The organism is Streptomyces sp. NPDC046759, from assembly GCF_040645475.1.
GTDB lineage: Bacteria > Actinomycetota > Actinomycetes > Streptomycetales > Streptomycetaceae > Streptomyces.
Genome location: NZ_JBEYYJ010000057.1, coordinates 1 through 23,218 on the forward strand (window position 1 = coordinate 1; position 23,218 = coordinate 23,218).

The window sequence follows — 23,218 nt, forward strand, 5'->3', positions numbered from 1 at the left end:
GGCCACATAATCCGGCCGCACACCCCACGACTCCAGCAACCGGAACAACGCCACCTCGACCGCGAACAACGCCGGCTGGGTGCAACCCGTCTGGTCGAGCTGCTCCGCGTCCGCGTCGAGCGTGACGTCGAGGTGGGCGCGGATCTCGTCGTAGGCGGCGGCGAACGCCGGGAAGGCGTCGTAGAGTTCGCGGCCCATGCCGGCTCGCTGCGAGCCCTGGCCGGAGAACAGGAACGCGGTCCGGCCGCCCAGGTGGGCCGTGTTCTGGACGACGGCCGCGGACGGGGCGCCGGACGCCAGTGCCCGTACGCCTTCGGTGAGTTCCTCCAGGTTCTCGCCGACGACGGCCGCCCGGCGGTCCCAGGCGGTGCGCGTCGTGGCGAGGGAGAAGCCGATGTCGGCCGGCGAGGAACCAGCGGCGCCGTCCTCCAGGAAGGAGAGCAGGCGCTCCGCCTGGGCGCGCAGCGCCGCGTCGCTCTTCGCCGAGAGCACCCACGGCAGCGCGCCGCCCGCTGGGGCCCCGGCCGGCTCGGGGACGGGCTCCTCGTCGCGGGCCGGGGCCTGCTCGATGATCGTGTGCGCGTTGGTGCCGCTGACGCCGAAGGACGAGACGGCGGCGCGGCGGGGGTGGTCCGACTCGGGCCACCGGACGGCCTCGGTCAGCAGCCTGACGCCGCCCGCCGACCAGTCGACCTGGGCGGTCGGCTCGTCCACGTGCAGCGTCTGCGGCAGGACGCCGTGGCGGATGGCCATCACCATCTTGATCACACCGGCGACGCCGGAAGCCGCTTGTGTGTGACCGATGTTGGACTTGACGGAGCCCAGCCACAGCGGACGGTCCCCCGAGTGCTCCTGGCCGTACGTGGCGAGCAGCGCCTCCGCCTCGATCGGGTCGCCGAGGGTGGTGGCCGTGCCGTGCGCCTCGACCGCGTCGACCTGGGAGGCGGTCAGGCGCGCGTTCTCCAGCGCCTGCCGGATCACGCGCTCCTGCGAGGGGCCGTTCGGGGCGGTGAGGCCGTTGGACGCGCCGTCCTGGTTGACGGCGCTGCCGCGGATGACGGCGAGCACGTCGTGGCCGAGCCGGCGGGCGTCGGACAGCCGCTCCAGCAGGAGCACGCCGACGCCTTCGGACATGCCCGTGCCGTCGGCGGCCGAGGAGAACGCGCGGCAGCGGCCGTCGGGCGACAGGCCGCGCTGCGCGCTGAACGCGATGAAGGTGTTCGGCGTGGCCATCACGGTGACGCCGCCGGCCAGGGCCAGCGAGCACTCGCCGCGGCGCAGCGCCTGGGCGGCCAGGTGGAGCGCCACCAGTGAGGACGAGCAGGCCGTGTCGACGGTGACCGCCGGGCCTTCCAGGCCGAGGGCGTAGGAGATGCGGCCGGACACCACGGCGGCGGTGTTCGCGGTGACGAGGTGGGCCTCGATGTCGCTGTCGCCCTGCCGCTGAAGGTAGGCGTGGTCCTGGCCGTTGGTGCCGATGAACACGCCGGCCCGGGAGCCGCGTGCGGTGGCGGGGTCGATGCCCGCGCGTTCGAAGGCCTCCCAGGAGGTCTGCAGCAGCAGCCGCTGCTGAGGGTCCATGACCAGGGCCTCGCGGGGGGAGATCCCGAAGAACGCGGGGTCGAACTCGCCTGCGTCGTGGAGGAAACCGCCCTCGCGCACGTAGGTGCGGCCGGTCCGTCCGGGCTCGGGGTCGTAGATCGTGTCCAGGTCCCAGCCTCGGTCGGTGGGGAACCCGGACACGCCGTCGCCGCCCGAGGCGACCAGCTGCCACAATTCCTCGGGCGAGCCGACGCCGCCCGGGTAGCGGCAGGCCATCCCGACGACGGCGATGGGCTCGGTGTCCTTGGCCTCCAGCTCACCCAGCTGCCTGCGGGTCTGGCGCAGGTCCACCATCACACGCTTGAGGTAGTCCCTGAGCTTGTCGTCGTTCGACATGTTTTACGTCCTCGGTAGCAGTGCGTGAGAAGAGTCAGAGAGACCCGAGCTCTTGGTCGATGAGGTCGAACATCTCGTCGTCGGTGGCGGCGTCGATCCGGTCGAGCTCGAGGTCGGCCTCGCGGCCGGGGCCGGGGCCGGCGTCGGCGTCGGCGGCGTTCGCCGCGACGTTCTGGTGGGTGTCGGTCCACTTCCAGAGCAGCGCCTTGAGCCGGGCGGTGACCTTGTCCCGCACCGCGTCCTGCGGAGCGAGCGCGGTGAGCTGCGCCTCCAGCCGGTCCAGTTCGGCGAGCACGGGCGGGGCCTCGGCGGTCGGCTCGAGCACCAGGTCCTGGTGCAGGAGACGGGCGATCGCGACGGGGTTGGGGTGGTCGAAGACCAGGGTGGGCTTGAGCCGGAGCCCGGTCGCGGCCTTGAGCCGGTTGCGGAGCTCCACGGCGGTCAGGGAGTCGAAGCCGAGGTCCCGGAAGGCGGTGGTGGGCTCGATGCGGTCGGCGGTGGCGTGGCCGAGGGCGGCTGCCGCCTGGTTGCGTACCAGGTCCAGCAGGAACTTCTCCTGGTCGGCCTCCGGCATCGCGGCAAGGCGACGGGCCAGGGCGGGGGTTCCTGCGGCCGCGGCCTCGCCGGCCGCGGCGCCGGTGTCGCCCACGAGGCCGCGGAGGACCGCGGGCAGCACGCCGGCGCGGGCCATGGCGCGCAGTCCCGGACCGTCCAGCCGGACCGGGACGGTCACCGGCCGGTCCACGGTGAGGGAGGCGTCGAACAGGGCCAGTCCCTCCGCCGGGGTGAACGGCACGACTCCGGCCCGCCCCATCCGGTTGCGGTCGGCATCGGTGATCCGGTCGCCCATGCCGCCGTTGTCCGTCCACAGGCCCCACGCGAGTGACGTGCCGGGCAGGCCCGCGGCCCTGCGCTGCCGCGCCAGCCCGTCCAGGAAGGCGTTCGCGGCGGCGTAGCTCGCCGCGCCGGCGCTGCCCAGGACTCCGGCCAGGGAGGAGAAGAGCACGAACGCGGAGAGGTCGAGGTCGCGGGTGAGCTCGTGCAGGTGCAGCGCTCCGTCGGCCTTCGGCCGCAGCACGGTCTCCAGGCGCTCCGGGGTCAGGGCGGTGACCACGCCGTCGTCCAGGGCCGCCGCCGCGTGCACCACGGCCACGAGCGGGTGCTCGGCCGGGACCGAGGCCAGCAGTCCCGCGAGGGCGTTGCGGTCCGTGATGTCACAGGCGGCCACGTCGACGTGCGCGCCCAGCTCGGAGAGGGCGGCGACGAGTTCGCCGGCGCCCTCGGCCGCGGGGCCGCGGCGACTGGCCAGCAGCAGCCTCCGTACGCCGCGTTCGGCGACGAGGTGCCGCGCGAGCGACCGTCCGAGGCCACCGGTCGCGCCGGTGAGCAGCACGGTCCCGTCGGGGTCCCACGCGTCACCGGTGGGTTCCTCGGGCGGGGTGATCCGGGCGAGGCGGGGGACGTACAGCTTTCCGCCGCGCACCGCAGCCTGCGGCTCGTCCAGAGCGGCGAGCGCCGCGGCCAGCGCGGGGTCCACGCCGCCGTCGGCGGCGATGCCGTTGTTCATGACCGAGTCGTCCGCGTCCACGAGCAGGAGCCGGTCCGGGTGCTCGGTCTGGGCCGACTTCACCAGACCGCAGACCGCGGCGTGCGCGAGGTCCACAGCCGTGCCGTGCAGTTCCACGGCTCCGCGCGTCATCACCACGAGCCGCGCGTCGGAGAACCGCTCGTCGGCGACCCACTGCTGGACGGCCGACAGCACACCGGCGAGCAGCCCGCGCGTCGCCGCGGCCGCATCCCCCTCGCTCGGGGGGCAGGGCAGCAGGACGTGGGCGGGCGTGGGCGCGCCGCCGTCGACCGCCTTGCGGAGCGCGTCGACGTCGCGGTGGGAACCCTCGTTGCCGAGGACCGCCCACCCGGCGTGGGGAGCGGTGGCGGGGGCGGAAGCCGCGGTGTGCTCGACCCAGTCGACCTCGAACATCCGGTCCTGGTGCGCCACGTGCGAGGCCAGCACCTGCTGCGCGGTCATCGTCCGCGTCCGGACGGAGGCGACCGAGGCGACGGGAGAGCCGTCGGTGTCGGAGAGTTCGATCGTCACCGTGTCGTCACCGGCGGGCCGGATGCGGATGCGTACGGCGCCTGCCCCCGGAGTGTGCACGGTCGTGCCGCTCCAGAGGTACGGCATGAGCACCTCGCCGGGGCCTGCGGCGCGGTCCCGCGCCAGGATGCCGAGGGCAGCGTCCAGCAGGGCGGGGTGCAGGCCGTAGCGGTCAGCCCGGTCCCGCTCCGTGACGGCCAGTGCGGCCTCGGCGTACAGCTCGCCCCCGGTGCGCCAGACGGCGCGCAGGCCCGGACGGCCCTCGACGTCCACGGGTTCGGCACCCGTCGGCGGCCAGCTCATCATGTCGAAGTCCGGCGCCGGAGCGTTCCGGGCGAGCTCTCCGGTGACGTGGCGGACCCACTGCTCCCCGGCGTCGCCCGCAGCGGGCCGGCTGAAGACGCGCACCGAGCGCCGGTCCGGGTCGCCGCCCGCGCCGACCTGCACCTGAATGCGCACGGCGCCGGGTTCGGGCAGGACCAGCGGGGTGTCCACGTCCAGCTGTTCCAGGTGCGGGAACCCGGTCTGCCGTCCCGCCGACAGGGCGAGCTCCACGAACGCGGCAATCGGGAGCACGGGCACGCCGCCGGCCGTGTGTTCCGCGAGCCAGGGCATCTCGGCCGGGGACACGCGGCCGGTGAACAGCACGTCCTGCGTCCCGGCGGACTCCACCACCGCGCCGAGCAGGGCGTGGCCGGAGGAGTCCAGGCCCGCCGAGGAGACGTCGAGCGCGGCCGTGCCTTCGAGCCAGTAGCGCTCGCGCTGGAAGGCGTAGGTGGGCAGGTCGACCCGCTGGGCGCCGGGGAACAGCACCCGCCAGTCCGGGGAGACGCCGTGCACGTGCAACTGCCCGAGGGCGAGCGTGATCGCCTGGGGTTCGGGGCGATCGGTCCGCAGGGCGGGGACGGTGACGATGTCCGCGTCGTCGAGGCAGCCCTGGGCGAGGGCGCTGAGCACGCCACCGGGGCCGATCTCGACGAACGTGGTCACACCCAGCTCGTGCAGGGCCTCGATGCCGTCGGCGAAACGCACCGCCTCCCGGACATGGCGGACCCAGTACTCGGACGTGTACGACTCCGCCGGCCGACCGGTCAGGTTCGACACCACGGGAATCCGCGGCTCGTCGAAGACCAGACCACTGACGGCCTGCGCGAACTCCTCCAGCATCGGATCCATCAACGGCGAATGGAACGCGTGGCTCACCTTCAACCGGGACGTCTTGCGGCCCTGTCGAGCGAAGACTTCGGCGATTTCCAGCACGGCATCCTCGGCACCGGAGATCACGACCGACTGCGGGCCGTTGACCGCCGCGATGCCGACACCGTCGTTCAGATACGGCAACACCTCGTCCTCGGCCGCCTGGACCGCCACCATCGCCCCGCCCGCGGGCAGCGCCTGCATGAGGCGGGCACGCGCGGACACCAGCCTCGCCGCGTCCTCGAGCGACAACACACCCGCCACATGAGCGGCCGCGACCTCACCCACCGAATGACCGGCCACGTAATCCGGCCGCACACCCCACGATTCGAGAAGCCGGAACAACGCCACCTCGAGGGCGAACAACGCCGGCTGCGCGGAACCCGTCTGATGGAGCGTTTCCGCATCGACGTCGACCGGGGTGTCCACGGTGTCCAGAAGCGCGCACACCTCGTCGTAGGCCTCGGTGAACACGGGGAACGCCGCGTACAACTCGCGGCCCATGCCCAGCCGTTGCGAACCCTGACCCGAGAACAGGAACCCGACCTTGCCCCGGTCGGCCCCGGTGCGCCCCGTCACCACGTGTGCTGCCGGCTCACCCGCTGCGAGGGCGGTCAGGCCCGCGCGGAGCTCTTCCCCGTCGGCGCCGACGACGGCCGCCCGGCGTTCCAGCGCCGATCGGGTGGCCGCCAGCGAGAACCCGACGTCGGCCGGTGACGCGGCTTCGAGGTCCACCGACGCCAGCAGTCGTCGTGCCTGCTCCCGCAGCGCCTGCGCGGTCTTGGCGGAGAGCACCCACGGCACGGCGGTGGTCAGGGCCCGCGTCAACGGCTCGTCTCCGCCCGCGCGTTCAGTGGCGTCGTCGGCCGGGCCCTCCGCCTCCGGTTCGGGCGCCTGCTCGAGGATGACGTGCGCGTTGGTGCCGCTGATCCCGAACGAGGAGATCCCGGCCCGGCGGGGGTGGTCCGTCTCCGGCCACGCGACCGCCTCGGTCAGCAGCTCGACGGAACCGGCCGACCAGTCGACCTGCGGGGTCGGCCGGTCCACGTGGAGCGTCTTCGGCAACACGCCGTGCCGCAGCGCCAGCACCGTCTTCATCACACCGGCGACACCCGCCGCCGCCTGCGTGTGGCCGATGTTGGACTTCAGCGAGCCGAGCAGGAGCGGCCGTTCGCGCTCTTGTCCATAGGTCGCCAGCAGCGCCTGCGCCTCGATCGGGTCGCCGAGGTTCGTGCCCGTGCCGTGTGCCTCGACGGCGTCGACCTCCTCGGCGGACAGTCCGGCGCCGGCCAGCGCTTCGAGGATCACGCGCTGCTGCGAGGGGCCGTTGGGCGCGGTCAGGCCGTTGGACGCGCCGTCCTGGTTGACTGCGGAGCTCCGGACGACCGCGAGCACGTCGTGGCCGAGTCGACGGGCGTCCCTCAGCCGCTCCACGAGCAGCAGGCCGACGCCTTCGGACCAGGACGCGCCGTCCGCCGCCGCCGCGAAGGACTTGCAGCGGCCGTCGGGGGCGAGCCCGCGCTGGCGGCTGAACTCGACGAAGGCGCTCGGGCCCGCCATGACCGTCACGCCACCGGCGAGCGCCATGGAACACTCGCCGCCCCGCAGCGCCCGCACGGCGAGGTGCAGGGCGACGAGCGAGGACGAGCAGGCGGTGTCGACGGTGACCGCGGGACCCTCGAAGCCGAAGGTGTACGCGATGCGCCCGGAGGCGACGCTGCCGGAGTTGCCGGTGCTCATCAGCCCCTCGACCCCTTCGGGGAGGACGCCGGGCGTGAAGCCGTAGTCGTGGTACATCAGGCCGGCGAAGACGCCGGTGCGGCTGCCCTTGAGGGTGGCGGGGTCGATGCCCGCGTGCTCGAAGGCCTCCCAGGCGGTCTCCAGCAGCAGCCGCTGCTGCGGGTCCATCGCCAGCGCCTCGCGCGGCGAGATACCGAAGAAGTCCGCGTCGAAGTCCGCCGCGTCGCGGAGGAAGCCGCCCTGCCGGGTGTAGACCGTGCCGGGCCGCTCGGGGTCGGGGTCGTAGAGCGCGTCGACGTCCCAGCCGCGGTCCTCGGGGAACCCCGAGATGGCGTCCCTGCCTTCGGCCAGCAACCGCCACAGCTCCTCGGGGGAACCGACACCGCCGGGGAACCGGCAGCTCATGCCCACAATGGCGATCGGCTCCTGGTCGCGGGCCTCCAGCTCGCGCACGCGCCGCCGGGCCTGGCGCAGGTCGGTGGTGGCCCGCTTGAGATAGTCCCGGAGCTTGTCTTCGTTCATCATCGGTGTTGCCCGCCCCTTTTGGCCTGCGCAGTTCAGGAGATGCCGAGTTCGTCGTCGAGGAGCTCGTACAGCTCCTCGTCGCTCGCCGAGCTGAGGTCGTCCTCGTCCTCGGCTCCGCCGGCGCCTCCCGGATCGGCCGGCTCGTTCCCGTTCCAGCGGGCGAGGAGGGCCTGGAGACGCATGTTGATCCTGGTTCGGGTGACGTTGTCGACGCCGTCCGGTCCGGCACCGTCCAGGGCGGCGGCGAGGCGGTCGAGCTCGTCGAAGACCGGCGTCGGCCGGGCCGTGCCACCGGGGAGGTCCTTCAGCACCCGCTGCGCGAGCACCGCGGGCGTCGGGTGGTCGAAGACCAGCGTCGCGGGCAGCCGCAGGCCGGTGGCGTTGTTCATCCGGTTGCGGAGCTCCACCGCGGTCAGCGAGTCGAAGCCCAGGTCGCCGAAGGCCTGGTCGGGCTGGACGGCCTTGGCCGAGCTGTGTCCGAGGACGGCGGCGACCTCGGACCGGACGAGGTCCAGCACGGCCTCCGCGCGCTCGTCCTCGGGCAGGCCGGCGATCCGCTGCGCCAGCGGTACGGAAGCCGCCCGGTCCGTACGGCGCGGCCGGCCGCCGACGAGTGCCCTGAGCAGCGGCGGCACCGGGGCGGTCGCGTTCCGCAGGGCGGCGAGGTCCAGCCGTGCCGCCGCCACCACGGGTTCCCGCAGCGCGAGAGCGGCGTCGAGGAGTGCCAGGCCGTCCTCGTCGGACAGGGGCAGCACACCGCCGCGGGCGAGCCGGGTCCGGTCGGCGCCGCCGAGGTCCTCGGTCATGGTGCCGGTGCGCTGCCACAGGCCCCACGGCAGCGACACCGCGGGCAGCCCCTGGGCCCGGCGGTGACCGGCAAAGGCGTCCAGGAAGGCGTTGGCCGCGGCGTAGTTGGCCTGGCCGGGGGTGCCGAGCGTACCCGCGAGCGAGGAGAAGACCACGAACGCCGACACGTCGCCCGCCAGTTCGTGCAGGTTGAGCACGGCGTCGGCCTTGGGGCGCAGCACCGTCTCCAGGCGCTCCGGCGTGAGCGAGGCGATCACGCCGTCGTCCAGGACGCCGGCCGTGTGCACCACGGCCGTCACCGGAGCACCGGACAGCACCTCGGCGAGGGCGTCCCGGTCGGCCACGTCGCAAGCCGCCCAGCGCACCTCGGCGCCCCGCGCCCTCAGCTCCGCCTCCAGCTCGACCGCACCGGGCGCGTCCACACCACGCCGGCTCACCAGCAGCAGACTGCGCACGCCGTGCTCGGCGGCCAGGTGCCGGGCGACGAGCCCGCCCAGCGCACCGGACGCACCGGTCACCAGGACGGCGCCGGCCCCGAAGTCCGGGGTGCTCCCCGGGGCGTCCGCGGCGGCCCTGGCGAGCCGGGGCATGAGCAGCACGTCGCCGCGCAGCGCCGCCTGCGGTTCCCCTGAGGCGACGAGCCGGGGCACGGCCGTCGCCGCGATCCGCTGCGCGTCGGCGTGCCCGCCGGTGCTTCCGTCGGTGTCTCCGCCGGAGCTTCCCTTGGTGTCTCCGCCGGTGTTTCCGCCGAAGTTTCCGTTGGTGTCTCCGCCGGAGTTTCCGTCGGTGTCGAGGAGCACGATGCGGTCCGGGTTCTCCGACTGTGCCGACCGGACCAGGCCCCACACGGCCGCCTGCACCGGGTCGCCCGCTGCCGGGCCGTCCCCGGCGGCGACCGCGCCCCGGGTCAGCAGCACCAGGCGGGCGGCCCGGTCCTCGGCCAGCCACCACTGGACCAGCCGGAGCACCTCGGCGAGGACTTCCCTGACCCGTTCGGCGTCGGTGCCCTGCCCGGCCGGGCAGGGGACGACGACGGCGTCCATGTGCGCGTCCGGGTCCGCCCTGGTCTCCGTCGCGCTCTCCGCCCCGGTCTCCGTCGCGGAGGCGGTGAGGAGGGCGGCAATGTCGTCGTAGGCCCGTACCACCGGGGCGTTCGCGTCGGCCGGGGCGGCGAGCGGTACCCAGTCCACGGTGAAAAGGGACTCCCGGGAGCTCGTGCGCAGCTGCTCGGCCGACACCGGGCGCAGCGTCAGCGACTCCACCGACACGACGGGGCGTCCCGTACCGTCGGCGGCCTCCAGCCGTACCGTGTCCCCGCCGGCCTGGGAGAGCCGTACCCGCAGGACGGCCGCCCCGGTTCCGTGCAGCGTGACGCGGGACCACGCGAAGGGCAGCAGGGGCCCGTCTGCGGCTGGTACGAGGCCGCCCGCGCCCAGCGCGTGCAGCGCGGAGTCGAGCAGGGCCGGGTGCAGGCCGAACGCGTCCGCGTCCGTCTGCGCCTCGTCGGCGACGGCGAGTTCGGCGTACACCGCGTCGTGGCCGCGCCAGGCGGCACGCAGCCCCTGGAAGAGCGGGCCGTAGCTCAAGCCGAGGTCCGCCAGGCGGTCGTAGAAGCCGTCCAGGTCCACCGGATGAGCGTCGGCCGGGGGCCAGCTGCTCAGGTCGGTGCCGGAGGGTGCTGCGCCGGTGGCGAGGGTACCGGTGGCGTTGCGGACCCAGGGGCCGTCCCCGGCTCGCGAGTGCACGCTCAGCGGGCGGCGGCCGGAGTCGTCCTCGGCGCCGACGAGGACCTGGAGCGCGACGCCACCGTGCTCGGGCAGCACCAGCGGTGCCTGCAGGGTGAGTTCCTCGATGAGTTCGCAGCCGGTCGTGGCCGCGGCGTGGGCGGCCAGTTCCACGAAGGCCGTGCCGGGCAACAGCACCGTACCCAGGACCGCGTGGTCGGCCAGCCAGGGCTGGGCCCGCAGGGACAGCAGCCCGGTGAGCAGGTGGCCGCCGGCGTCCGGCAGCTCCACCGCCGCGCCCAGGAACGGGTGGTCGGCGGCGTCCAGCCCGGCCGCTCGTACGTCACCGGCCACAGCGCCCGCCTCCAGCCAGTACCGCTCGTGCTGGAAGGCGTAGGTCGGGAGGTCGACGCGGCGCGCACCCGGCAGGACCGCGTCCCAGTCGATGGTGACACCGTGCACGTGAGCCTGGGCCAGGGACTGCATCAGCCGGTGCCGTCCGCCGTCGCGGCGGCGCAGCGTGGGTACGACCGCGGCCTGCGCCCCGGCGGCCTCGATGGCGTCCTGGATGCCCGCCGACTGCACCGGGTGGGGGCTGACTTCGACGAACACGTCGTGGCCGTCGGCCAGAGCGGACCGGATCGCATCGTGGAACCGCACCGTCTGACGCATGTTGCGGTACCAGTAGCCGGACCCGAGCTCGTCCGCGTCCAGCCTCCCGCCCGTCACCGTGGAATAGAAGGGGACGGAGCCGGGGAGCGGACTGATGCCGGCGAACCCCTCGCTCGCCTGCGCTGCGACGCGTTCGATCTGCGGCGAGTGCGCGGCGTAGTCGACGGCGACCTTGCGGGCCTCGATGCCCTCCTGTCTGCAGTGCGCGAGGAGCTCGTCCAGGGCGTCGGTGTCCCCGGAGACCACGACGGTGGCGGGCCCGTTCACGGCGCCGATGCCGAGGCGGCCGGCCCACCGGCCGATCAGTTCCCGCGCCTCCTCGTCCGGGAGCGTCACCGAGGCCATGGCGCCGCGGCCCTGGAGTTCGCGCACCGCGAGGCTGCGCCGCACCACGATCCGCGCCCCGTCCTCCAGGGAGACCGCTCCGGCGATCACCGCCGCGGAGACTTCGCCCTGGGAGTGCCCGACGACCGCGTCGGGGGTCACTCCGAAGGAGCGCCACACCTCGGCGAGGGCGATCGTCATCGCCCACAGCACGGGCTGCAGCACGTCGACCCGGTCCTGCTCGACATCGGACGTGCCGCGCAGCACCGCGGTCAGCGACCAGTCCACGTGCGGCGCGAGGGCGCGCTCGCAGGCGTCGATCCGGTCGCGGAAGACCGGGGAGGTCTCCAGCAGTTCGGTGGCCATACCCACCCACTGCGATCCCTGTCCGGGGAAGACGAAGACCGTCTTGCCGCCGGTGCGTGCTGTGCCCGTCACCACGCCGGCCGGCGTGGTGCCGCCGGCGACACCGGCCAGTCCCCGCCGGAACTCCTCGGGGGTCTCCGCGACCACCACGGCGCGGTGTTCGAAGGCCGCCCTGGTCGTGGCGAGCGAGTACGCCACGTCGGGCACGAGGGCCGCCCCGCCGTCGACGTCCCTGTCGTTGCCGTCCCTGTCGTTTTCGTCGTCTCTGTCGTTGCGGTCCCTGTCGTTTTCGTCGTCTCTGTCGTTGCGGTCCCTGTCGTTGTCGTCCAGGAAGGAGGCGAGGCGGGCGGCCTGCGCCCGCAGCGCTGCTTCGGTCCTGCCGGAGAGCACCCACGGCGCTGCCGCGCCGGAGCCGGGCGCCGCCGGGGGTGCCTCGGTCGTGGGGGCCTGCTCGATGATCGTGTGGGCGTTGGTTCCGCTGACGCCGAAGGACGACACGGCGGCCCGGCGCGGGTGACCGGTCTCCGGCCACTCCACGGCCTCCGTCAGCAGCCGCACGTCACCGGCCGCCCAGTCCACGTGCGGCGTCGGCTCGTCCACGTGCAGGGTCCGCGGGAGCACTCCGTGGCGCATCGCCATGACCATCTTGATCACGCCGGCCACGCCCGCCGCGGCCTGCGTGTGGCCGATGTTGGACTTCAGCGAGCCCAGCCACAGCGGCTGTCCGTCGGGCCGCTGCTGCCCGTACGTGGCGAGCAGCGCCTGCGCCTCGATCGGGTCACCCAGCCTCGTCCCCGTACCGTGCGCCTCCACGGCGTCCACATCGGCCGGCGTGAGCCCGGCCGACGCCAGCGCCTGCCGGATGACCCGCTGCTGTGCGGGGCCGTTGGGGGCGGTCAGACCGTTGGACGCGCCGTCCTGGTTCACCGCGCTCCCCCGCACGACGGCCAGCACGCGGTGACCGTTGCGCTCGGCGTCGCTGAGCCGTTCCACGAGGAGCATGCCGACGCCTTCGCCCCAGCCGGTGCCGTCGGCACCGGCCGCGAACGCCTTGCACCGGCCGTCGGGCGACAGCCCGCGCTGCCGGCTGAACTCCACGAAGACCGTCGGCCCGGCCATCACCGTGACGCCCCCGGCCAGCGCCATCGTGCACTCGCCGCCCCGCAGGGCCTGGACGGCCAGGTGCAGGGCGACGAGCGACGAGGAGCAGGCCGTGTCGATCGTGACGGCGGGGCCCTCCAGGCCGAAGGTGTAGGACACGCGCCCGGAGGCGACGCTGCCGGAGCCTCCGGTGGTGAGCAGGCCCTCGACGCCCTCGGGCAGTTCGCGCGGGCCCTGCCCGTAGTCGTGGTACATCAGGCCGGTGAAGACACCGGTACGGCTGCCCCGCATCGTCGCCGGGTCGATCCCGGCACGTTCGAACGCCTCCCAGGACGCCTCGAGCAGCAGCCGCTGCTGCGGGTCCATCGCCAGGGCCTCGCGGGGGCTGATGCCGAAGAAGCCGGCGTCGAAGTCGGCCGCCTCGTAGAGGAAACCGCCATCGCGCGCGTACGTCTTGCCGAGGCGCTCGGGATCGGGGTCGTAGAGCCCGTCGACGTCCCAGCCGCGGTCGTCCGGGAACCGGGAGATGCCGTCGCGGCCGGACGCCACGAGCCGCCACAGGTCCTCCGGCGAGCGCACCCCGCCCGGCAGGCGGCAGCTCATGCCGACGATGGCGATCGGGTCGTCGCCGGCGGCCGCTGTCCGCCGCGCCGTGGTCGCGGCCGTGGCGGCTGGGGTCTCGCCGAGGAGTTCCTCGCCCAGGTGACGGGCGAGGGCGGTGGGGTTCGGGTGGTCGAAGACCAGCGTGGCGGGCAGGCGCAGGCCGGTGGCGGTGGACAGCCGGTTGCGCAGCTCCACCGCTGTCAGCGAGTCGAAGCCCAGGTCCTGGAAGGCGTGTGCGGGCTGGACCGCCCGGGGCGAGGAGTGGCCGAGCACGGCGGCGACCTCCTCCCGGACCAGTTCCAGGAGGGCCTCGGCGCGCTCGTCGGCGGCCAGTCCGGCGAGGCGTCCGGCCAGGGATCCGACGGCGGCGCCCTGGGCGGTGCCACGCGTGGAGACGCGGACGAGCCCGCGCAGCAGGGCCGGTACGGTTCCTGCCGCACGGTTGCGCAGGGCGGCGGTGTCGAGGCGGACCGGTACGAGCACGGGCTCGTCCGAGGCGAGCGCGGCGTCGAACAGCCGCAGGCCCTCCTCGGTGGACAGCGGCCGGACCCCGGAGCGCGCCATCCGCGACCTGCCCGCCTCGTCCAGGGCGTCGGCCATGGCGCCCTCTTGCTCCCACAGGCCCCATGCCAGGGAGACCGTGGGCCGCCCCTGGGCGCGGCGGCGGCGGGCGAAGGCGTCGAGGAAGGCGTTGGCGGCGGCGTAGTTGCCTTGCCCGGGGTTGCCGAAGACGCCCGCGGCGGAGGAGAACAGCACGAACGTCGTGCTCCCGCCGGTGAGTTCGTCCAGGTTGAGCACGGCGTCGGCCTTGGGCGCGAGGACAGAGTCCATGCGCTCGGGGGTGAGCGCGGCGATCACGCCGTCGTCGAGGACGCCGGCGGTGTGCACGACCGAGTCGACCGGGGTGGCGGCCAGCAGCCGCGCTAGGGCGTCGCGGTCTGCGAGGTCGCAGGCGGCCCAGGTCACTTCGGCGCCGAGCGCCGCGAGTTCGGCCTTCAGCTCCGCGGCGCCCGGGGCGTCCGCGCCACGGCGGCTGACGAGCAGCAGCCGGCGCACGCCGTGTCCGGTCACCAGGTGACGGGCCAGGGTCCCGCCCAGCGCGCCGGAGGCGCCGGTGAGCAGCACGGTACCGAGACCGGAGACAGCGCCCTCGGCGGGGGTGGAGGTGGTGTTCCCGGCGGGGGCGGAGGTGGTGTCCCCGGCGGGGGCGGAGGTGGTGTCCCCGGCGGGGGTGGGGGAAGTGTTCCGGGCGAGGGCGGAGGCAGTGTCCCCCGCAAGGGCAGGGGTAGCACCGTCCACGAGGGCGGGGGTAGCACCCTCCGCGAGGTCGGCGACCGCTTCCTCCGCGAGGCCGATGGCCGCTCCGTCCGCGAGGCCGATGGCAGCTCCGTCCGTCAGGCCGATGGCCGCGTCCTCCGTCGACGGGGAGGGTGTGGGGGCCAGCCGCGGAGCGCCGGCCTCCCCTTCACGGACGACGACGTGGGGCTCGCCGGACAGCACGACGCCGGGCACGAGCGCGGCCGCCTCGTCCGGGCGGTCGGTTTCGAGCAGCACGATCCGGCCGGGGTTCTCCGCCTGGGCCGAGCGCACCAGCCCGGCCGCCGCGGCGTGCGCGAGGTCGTCGCAGCGCGCCACCAGCACGAGACGCGACGTCCGGTCATCGGCGAACCAGTGCTGAACCAGCCGCAGCACCTCCGTGGTGACCGCACGGACCCGCTCCGCCTCGGTCACCCCTTCCGGGCCGTCGGGGAACGGGACGACGACCACGTCCGGGTGCGCCGAGGCGTCGGCCTCGGCCAGTACGGTGATGTCCGGGGCGTACGCGACCGCCATACCGTCCGCCTCGTCGGCGGGCAGGGTCAGCGGCGCCCGCTCGACGGTGAACATCGCGTCCCCAAAGCGTTTGCGGAGCTGCCCGGCCGACACCGCGCGCAACGTCAGCGACTGGACGGACGCCACCGGCTCCCCGGCGGCGTCGGCCACCAGCAGGGACACCGCGTCCGTACCGGCCGGCGCGAGCCTGACCCGTACGGTGGACGCGCCCGTGGCGCGCACGGACACCCCGGACCAGGCGAACGGCAGGAGCGGCCCGTCCGCCCCGGCCACGCGGGTGCCGTCCGCACGGCCCACGCCGATCGCGTGCAGCGCCGCGTCCAGCAGCGCCGGGTGCAGGAGGAAGGAACCGGTGTCCGTGCCGTCGGGGAGCGCTACCTCCGCGAAGACTTCCTCACCCGCGCGCCAGGCGCTCCGCAGTCCACGGAACGCCGGTCCGTAGGCCAGGCCGAGGGCGGCCAGCCCGTCGTAGAAGCCGTCGAGGCCGACCGGTTCGGAGCCTGCCGGCGGCCACGCCGTGAGCGCCCGGCCGGCGGTCGCGGCGCCCGCCTCCTCGGTCCCTTCGCTGACGTAGCCGGTCGCGTGGCGAACCCACGCCAGCTCGGCGTCGTCCTCGGGGCGCGAGTGCACGGTCAGCGGCCTGCGGCCGGTGCCGTCGGCCGCGCCGACCCACACCTGAACCGCGACGCCGCCCTGCTCGGGCACCACCAGGGGCGCTTCGAGGGTGAGGTCCTCCAGCAGTTCGCAGCCGGCTTCGTCGGCGGCGCGCACGGCCAGTTCGACGAACGCGGTCCCCGGCAGCAGCACGGTTCCGAGCACGGCGTGGTCGCTCAGCCACGGGTGTGTGCGCAGGGACAGCCGGCCGGTCAGCAGCCGCTCGTCGCCGCCGGCCAGACTGACGGCGGCGCCCAGCAGCGGATGGTCGGCCGAGCCCAGGCCGGCGGCGCGGACGTCACCGGCAGCGACCGGTGAGGTGTCGAGCCAGTAGCGCTCGTACTGGAAAGCGTAGGTGGGCAGGTCGACGCGCCGGGCGCCGGGGAAGAAGGCGTGCCAGTCCGGGGAGACGCCGTGTGCGTGCAGTTCGGAGACGGCGGCGACGAGTGCGGCCCGCTCGGGACGGTCGGTGCGCAGGGCGGGCACGGTGACCACGTCGTCGTCCAGGCAGCCTTGGGCGAGGGCGCTCAGCACGCCGCCCGGGCCGATCTCGACGAACGTGGTCACGCCCAGGTCGTGGAGAGTCCGGACGGCGTCGGCGAAGCGGACCGCCTCGCGTACGTGCCGGACCCAGTACTCGGGCGTGTACGACTCCGCCAGCCGACCGGTCAGGTTCGAAACGACAGGAATCCGCGGCTCGTTGAAGACCAGACCGCGGACGGTCTCCGCGAACTCCTCCCGCATCGGGTCCATCAGCGGCGAGTGGAACGCGTGGCTCACCCTCAACCGGGAGGTTTTACGGCCCCGTTGGGTGAAGACCTCGGCGATCTCCAGCACGGCGTCCTCGGTACCGGAGATCACGACCGATCGTGGGCCGTTGACCGCCGCGATGCCTACGCCGTCGGTGAGGTGCGGAAGGATCTCGTCCTCGGCCGCCTGGACCGCCACCATCGCACCGCCCGCGGGCAGCGCCTGCATGAGGCGGGCACGCGCCGACACCAGCTTCGCCGCGTCCTGGAGCGACAACACCCCGGCCACATGAGCGGCCGCGATCTCACCCACCGAATGACCGGCCACATGATCCGGCCGGATGCCCCACGATTCGAGAAGCCGGAACAGCGCGACCTCGACAGCGAACAGCGCGGGCTGCGTCGACCCTGTCTGGTTCAACTCCTCCGAGTCCACATCGACCGGCGCGTCCAACAGTGCGCACACCTCGTCGTACGCCGCAGCGAACACAGGGAACGCCTCGTACAACTCACGCCCCATACCCAGACGTTGCGAACCCTGGCCCGAGAACAAGAACCCGACACGCCCGCCGCCGTCGGCAAGGCCGCGCGCGACGCCCGGGGCCGTGGCGCCGGAGGCCACGGCTCGCAGCCCCTCGGCGAGCTCCGCCGCCGTCTCGCCCTGGACCACCGCGCGGTGCTCCAGGGCCGTGCGCGTCGTGGCGAGCGAGAACGCCACGTCGAGCGGGGGGACCTCAGCGTCCGTGCGGGACAGCAGACGTTCGGCCTGGGCGCGCAGGGCCGCCTCGGTCCGGCCGGAGATCACCCACGGCACCGGTCCGCCTTCGGCCGGGCGCGCGGCCTCCGGGGCTACGGCCTCGGCACCCTCCGCGCCTTCCTCCGGCGCTCGGGGGGCCTCGGCGTCCTGTGCGAACGCTTCGGCCGACGGGGCTTCCTCGATGATCGTGTGCGCGTTGGTGCCGCTGATCCCGAAGGAGGAGATGCCGGCCCGGCGCGGCTGGTCCGACGCCGGCCAGGGCGTGGGCTCGGTCAGCAGCCGGACGGCGCCCGCCGACCAGTCGACGTGCGGGGACGGTGCGTCGACGTGGAGCGTGCGCGGCAGTTCGCCGTGGCGCATGGCCATGACCATCTTGATGACGCCCGCCACACCGGCCGCGGCCTGGGTGTGGCCGATGTTGGACTTGATCGAACCCAGCCACAGCGGCTTGTCGTCGGTGCGGCCCTGCCCGTACGTCGCGAGGACCGCCTGCGCCTCGATCGGGTCGCCGAGCCGTGTGCCCGTACCGTGCGCCTCGACCACGTCGACCTGTGCGGTGGTCAGCCGGGCGGAGGCCAGGGCCTGGCGGATCACCCGTTGCTGGGAGGGGCCGTTGGGGGCGGTCAGGCCGTTGGACGCGCCGTCCTGGTTGACGGCGGAGCCCCGGACGACCGCCAGGACCTCGTGTCCGTTGCGGCGGGCGTCCGAGAGTCGCTCCACGAGCAGCAGGCCGACGCCCTCGCCCCAGCCGGTGCCGTCGGCGCCGGCCGCGAAGGCCTTGCAGCGGCCGTCGGGCGCCAGTCCGCGCTGGCGGCTGAAGCCGACGAAGGTCGCGGGGCCGACCATCGCGGTGACACCGCCCGCCACCGCCAGCGAGCACTCGCCGTTGCGCAGCGACTGGACGGCGAGGTGCAGGGCCACCAGGGAGGACGAACAGGCTGTGTCGACCGTGACGGCCGGGCCTTCGAGGCCGAAGGTGTAGGCCACCCGGCCGGAGGCGACACTGCCCGAGGTACCGGTCCCCAGATAACCCTCCAGGTCCTGCGGTGAGTTCTGGAGGGCGGCGAGGAACTCGTGGTTCATCACGCCGGCGAACACGCCGGTGCTGCTCCCCGCCAGCGAGGCGGCATCGATGCCGGCCCGCTCGAAAAGCTCCCACGACGTCTCCAGCAGCAGCCGCTGCTGGGGATCCATGGCGAGGGCCTCGCGGGGCGAGATCCCGAAAAGGCCGGCGTCGAAGCGCGCCAGGTCGTGCAGGAACGCGCCCTCTCGGGCGTAGCTGGTCCCGCGGGACTCCGGGTCGGGGTCGTAGAGCGCGTCCAGGTCCCAGCCGCGGTCGGCGGGAAACTCCGAGACGGCGTCGTGGCCGCCCGCGACCAACTCCCACAGATCCTCGGGCGAGTCGACCCCTCCCGGGTAGCGGCAGCTCATCCCGATGATCGCCACCGGCTCCCCGGCGGCGTCCTCGTAATCACGAAGGCGCCGCCGGGTCTCCTGGAGATCTGCGGTGACTCGCTTAAGGAAATAACGGAGCTTGTCCTCGTTCGCCACCGAAATCGTCCCTCACCCCTGCGAAGACTTACCGGAATTGGGCAAGGGGTCACCGGGGCGCGCGGAGCGGTCAGGAAATCCCGAATTCCTTGCCGAGCAGATCGAACACTTCGTCGTCCGTGGCCGACTCCAGATCGCTGCCGCCCGTACCAGGGACTTCCTGGGCCGGCGCCTTGCCGGAATAACCGGCAATCGCCAGCAGGTTCTGGAGCTTTGACAGGATCCGGTCGCGAGCTTCACTCTCTGCCAACTTCGTGACCAATTCTTGTTCCATCCTGTCCAAGTCGGCAAGTAGGGAATCCACTAGGGCCGGTCCGGCCGCCCCCGTCGTTTCCATGAACACATGACGGGCCAGGAGAGCGGGTGTCGGATGGTCGAAGACGAGCGTCGCGGGGAGCCGCAGCCCGGTCGTCTTGTTCAGCCGGTTGCGCAGTTCGACGGCCGTGAGCGAGTCGAAACCCAGGTCCTGGAAGGCGTGTTCCGGCCGGACCGTACGGTCCGACGCGTGACCCAGGACCGCGGCCACCTCGGCCCGGACCAGATCCAGCACGGTCTTCTCCCGCTCGGCCTCCGGCAGCCCCTCCAGCCGCTCGGCCAGCGAGGACACGGAGGACGCGGAGGACGCGGAGGACGCGAAGGGAGCGGCAGCCGCCTGCGCGGTCCTCCGGGCGGCCGCGGCCGGCACGAGGGCACGCAGCACCGGTGGTGCCTCACCGGCGCGCAGCGCGCCCGTGTCGAGGCGGAACGGGGCGAGTACCGGCTCGTCCGAGGCCAGCGCCGCGTCGAACAGCCGCAGCCCCTCCTCCGGTGGCAGCGGCAGCACGCCGCTGCGCGCCATCCGTGCCCGGTCGGCCTCGGCGAGGCCGTCCGTCATCGCACCGGACTGCTCCCACAGACCCCATGCCAGCGAGGTGGCGGGGAGCCCCGCACGGCGTCGGTGCGCCGCGAAGCCGTCGAGGAAGGAATTCGCCGCCGCGTAGCTCGCCTGACCGGCGCTGCCGACCAGACCGGCGACCGACGAGAACACCACGAAGGCGGCCAGCCCCATGTCACGGGTGCACTCGTGCAGGTTCAGCACGGCGTCCACCTTGGGGCGGAGGACCTCCCGCAGCCTCTCCGGTGTGACCGAGGCGACGACCCCGTCGTCGAGAACGCCCGCGGTGTGCACGACGGCCGACAGCGCGTGCTCGCCGAGCCCGCCCAGCATTCCCGAGACGGCCTCCCCGTCCGCGACGTCACAGGCCGCCCAGGTGACCTCGGCACCCCATGCGGTCAATTCGGCCTCCAGCTCGACCGCACCGGGCGCGTCCGCGCCACGCCGGCTCACCAGCAGCAGACTGCGCACGCCGTGCTCGGCGGCCAGGTGCCGGGCGACGAGTCCGCCCAGCGCACCGGACGCACCGGTCACCAGGACGGTGCCGGTCCCGAAGTCCGGGGTGGTCCCCGGGGCGTCGGCGGCGGTCCCGGTGACCTTCACCAGGCGCGGCACGAACACCTCCCCCTCACGGACCGCGAACTGCGGCTCACCAGCGGCGAGCACGGCCGGCAGCACACGGACCACCTCATCCGCGTCCTCCTCCTCCGCCTCCACCAGCACCAACCGATCCGGATCCTCCGACTGCGCAGACCGCACAAGCCCCCACACCGCGGCATGAGCCAGATCCCCCGGACGCGTCACCAACACCAGACGCCCCGCACGCTCCTCCCCCAACCACCACTGCACCAACGCCAGAACCTCACTCGTGGCACTGTGCACACGCTCGGCGGTCTCCGTACCGGACCCCACCGGGCACGAAACGACGGTGACCACCGCGACATCCGGAAGGGCCGGCTCGGCGTACAGAGCGGCCAGGTCCGGGTAGCTCCGTACGTCGAGTCCAGCGGCAGCGTCAGCCTCCATGAGGGCCGCCGGCTGCCATGCGAGGCCGAACAGCGAGTCGTCGGCAGGCCTGCCGCCCCCGCCCGCCGCGAGCAGTTGCTCGCGCGAGACCGGCCGCAGCGACAGCGAGCCGACCGTGGCCACCAGACCGCCCGAGGCATCGGCCACGGTGAGCGACACCGCGTCCGTGCCCGTGCGGGAGACCTTGACCCGCAGCGCCGTCGCGCCCGAAGCTCGCACGCCCACCTCGGACCAGGCGAAAGGCAGCAGCGGGCCGTCGACCACGGGGACCAGCCCACCCGCGCCGACCGCGTGCAGCGCCGCGTCCAGCAGCGCCGGATGTACGGCGAACGCGCCCGCCTCCGTGCCCTCGGGGAGGGCCACCTCGGCGAGGACGTCGTCCCCGTTGCGCCACACCGACCGCAGGCCGCGAAAGACCGGGCCGTAGCTGAGGCCGAGTCCGTCCAGGCTCTCGTAGAACCCGGCCAGGTCTACGGCCTCCGCACCCGCCGGCGGCCACGCGCCGAGGTCCGCGCCGTGCGGCGGCTCGGGCAGCTCGTCCGTCAGGAAGCCGACCGCGTGCCGCACCCACGGGGCGTCGTCCGGCGCGTCGTCCCCTCGCGAGTGCACACTCAGCGCGCGCCGGCCGGGCTCCTCCTCGGGCCCGACCCACACCTGCACGGCCACACTGCCGCGGTCCGGGACGATCAGCGGTGCTTCCAGCGTCAGGTCTTCGACCTGTGCGCAACCGGCCTCGTCGCCCGCACGCACCGCCAGCTCGACGAGCGCGGTACCCGGCAGCAGCACGCTGTCCATGACCGTGTGGTCGGCGAGCCAGGGGTGCGTCCTGAGCGAGAGCCGCCCGGTGACCAGGAACCCGCCGGCACCGGGCAGCGCGACCGCCGCACCGGCCAACGGGTGCCCGGCCGCACCCAGTCCGAGTCCGCTGGCGGCGGCGCTGCCGGTGAACTCCTCGGGCGCCTCCAGCCAGTAGCGCTCGCGCTGGAAGGCGTAGGTGGGCAGGTCGACGCGCCGGGCGCCCGGGAAGAGGGCCTGCCAGTCCGGGGAGACGCCACGGGCGTGCAGCTCGGCCAGCGCGGTGACGACGGCCTGCGGCTCGGGGCGGTCGGTCCGTACGACGGGGATGGTGACGATGTCGTCCACACAGCCCTGGGCGAGGGCGCTCAGCACGCCGCCCGGCCCGATCTCCACGAACGTGGTCACGCCCAGGTCGTGGAGAGTCCGGACGCCGTCGGCGAAACGGACCGCCTCGCGGACGTGCCGGACCCAGTACTCGGACGTGTACGACTCCGCCAGCCGACCGGTCACGTTCGAAACGACAGGAATCCGCGGCTCGTTGAAGACCAGACCGCGGACGGTCTCCGCGAACTCCTCCAGCATCGGATCCATCAACGGCGAATGGAACGCATGGCTCACCTTCAACCGGGACGTCTTACGGCCCCGCTCCTCGAAGGCCTCACCGATGGCCACCACCACGTCCTCGGCACCGGAGACCACCACCGACCGCGGGCCGTTGACCGCCGCGATACCGACACCGTCGGTGAGGTGCGGGACGATCTCGTCCTCGGCAGCCTGGACCGCCACCATCGCCCCGCCCGCGGGCAGCGCCTGCATGAGGCGGGCACGCGCGGACACCAGCTTCGCCGCGTCCTGGAGCGACAACACCCCGGCCACATGAGCGGCCGCGATCTCACCCACCGAATGACCGGCCACATAATCCGGCCGGATGCCCCACGATTCGAGAAGCCGGAACAGCGCGACCTCAACCGCGAACAGCGCGGGCTGCGTCGACCCTGTCTGGTTCAACTCCTCCGAGTCCACATCGACCGGCGCGTCCAACAGTGCGCACACCTCGTCGTACGCCGCAGCGAACACAGGGAACGCCTCGTACAACTCACGCCCCATACCCAGACGTTGCGAACCCTGGCCCGAGAACAAGTACCCGACCTTCACTCCGGCGGCCGGTTCACCCAGGACGACCCGGGTGGACGGGGGACCTGCGGCCAGCGCGCGCAGCCCTTCCAGGAGTTCGTCCCGGCTCTCCCCCACCACGGCGGCCCGGTGCTCCATGGGCGAGCGTGTGGTGGCGAGCGAGAAGCCGATGTCGGCCGGCCGCAGGTCCGTGTCCGAGGCGAGGTGCAGCAGACGCTCCGCCTGGGCACGCAGCGCCGCCTCGGTCCTCCCCGACAGCACCCAGGGCACGACGGCGCCGGACTCGGGCACGGGCGGCAACTCCGCCGAAGCGGGGGCCTGTTCGACGATCACGTGGGCGTTGGTGCCGCTGATGCCGAAGGACGACACGGCGGCTCGGCGCGGCGCGTCGGTCGCCGGCCACTCCACGGCCTCGGTCAGCAGCCGGACGTCACCGGCCGCCCAGTCCACGTGCGGCGTCGGCTCGTCTACGTGCAGGGTCCGCGGAAGGACGCCGTGGCGCATCGCCATGACCATCTTGATCACACCACCGACACCAGCGGCCGCCTGCGCATGCCCGATGTTCGACTTCAACGAACCCAGCCACAACGGCCGCTGCCTGGACCGCTCCTGACCATACGTCGCGATCAACGCCTGCGCCTCGATCGGATCGCCCAGCCTCGTCCCCGTACCGTGCGCCTCCACCGCATCGACCTGATCCGACGACAGACCCGCATTCGCCAGCGCCTGCCGGATCACCCGCTGCTG

4 protein-coding genes and 1 pseudogene are annotated in these 23,218 nt (G+C 73.6%); all 5 read right to left on the bottom strand.

The window, feature by feature from the left end; translation table 11 throughout:
* Positions 1 to 1,938, bottom strand: a 1,938-nt coding sequence (locus ABZ919_RS40690) for a type I polyketide synthase (RefSeq protein ID WP_361259136.1), incomplete at its 3' end; no start/stop codon positions are given.
* A 34-nt stretch (positions 1,939 to 1,972) separates the two neighbouring features.
* Positions 1,973 to 7,495, bottom strand: a complete 5,523-nt coding sequence (locus ABZ919_RS40695; protein WP_361259142.1) for an SDR family NAD(P)-dependent oxidoreductase — start codon at positions 7,493 to 7,495, stop codon at positions 1,973 to 1,975.
* Between the two features lie 35 nt (positions 7,496 to 7,530).
* Positions 7,531 to 18,639: an SDR family NAD(P)-dependent oxidoreductase gene (locus tag ABZ919_RS40700; protein ID WP_361259139.1), complete on the bottom strand. Its 11,109-nt coding sequence runs from the start codon at positions 18,637 to 18,639 to the stop codon at positions 7,531 to 7,533.
* A gap of 70 nt (positions 18,640 to 18,709) precedes the next feature.
* Positions 18,710 to 22,981, bottom strand: a complete 4,272-nt coding sequence (locus tag ABZ919_RS40705; protein WP_361259145.1) for an SDR family NAD(P)-dependent oxidoreductase — start codon at positions 22,979 to 22,981, stop codon at positions 18,710 to 18,712.
* An 18-nt stretch (positions 22,982 to 22,999) separates the two neighbouring features.
* A pseudogene (locus ABZ919_RS40710) lies at positions 23,000 to 23,209 on the bottom strand (hypothetical protein); the annotation flags it as partial.
* Positions 23,210 to 23,218: the final 9 nt, after the last annotated feature.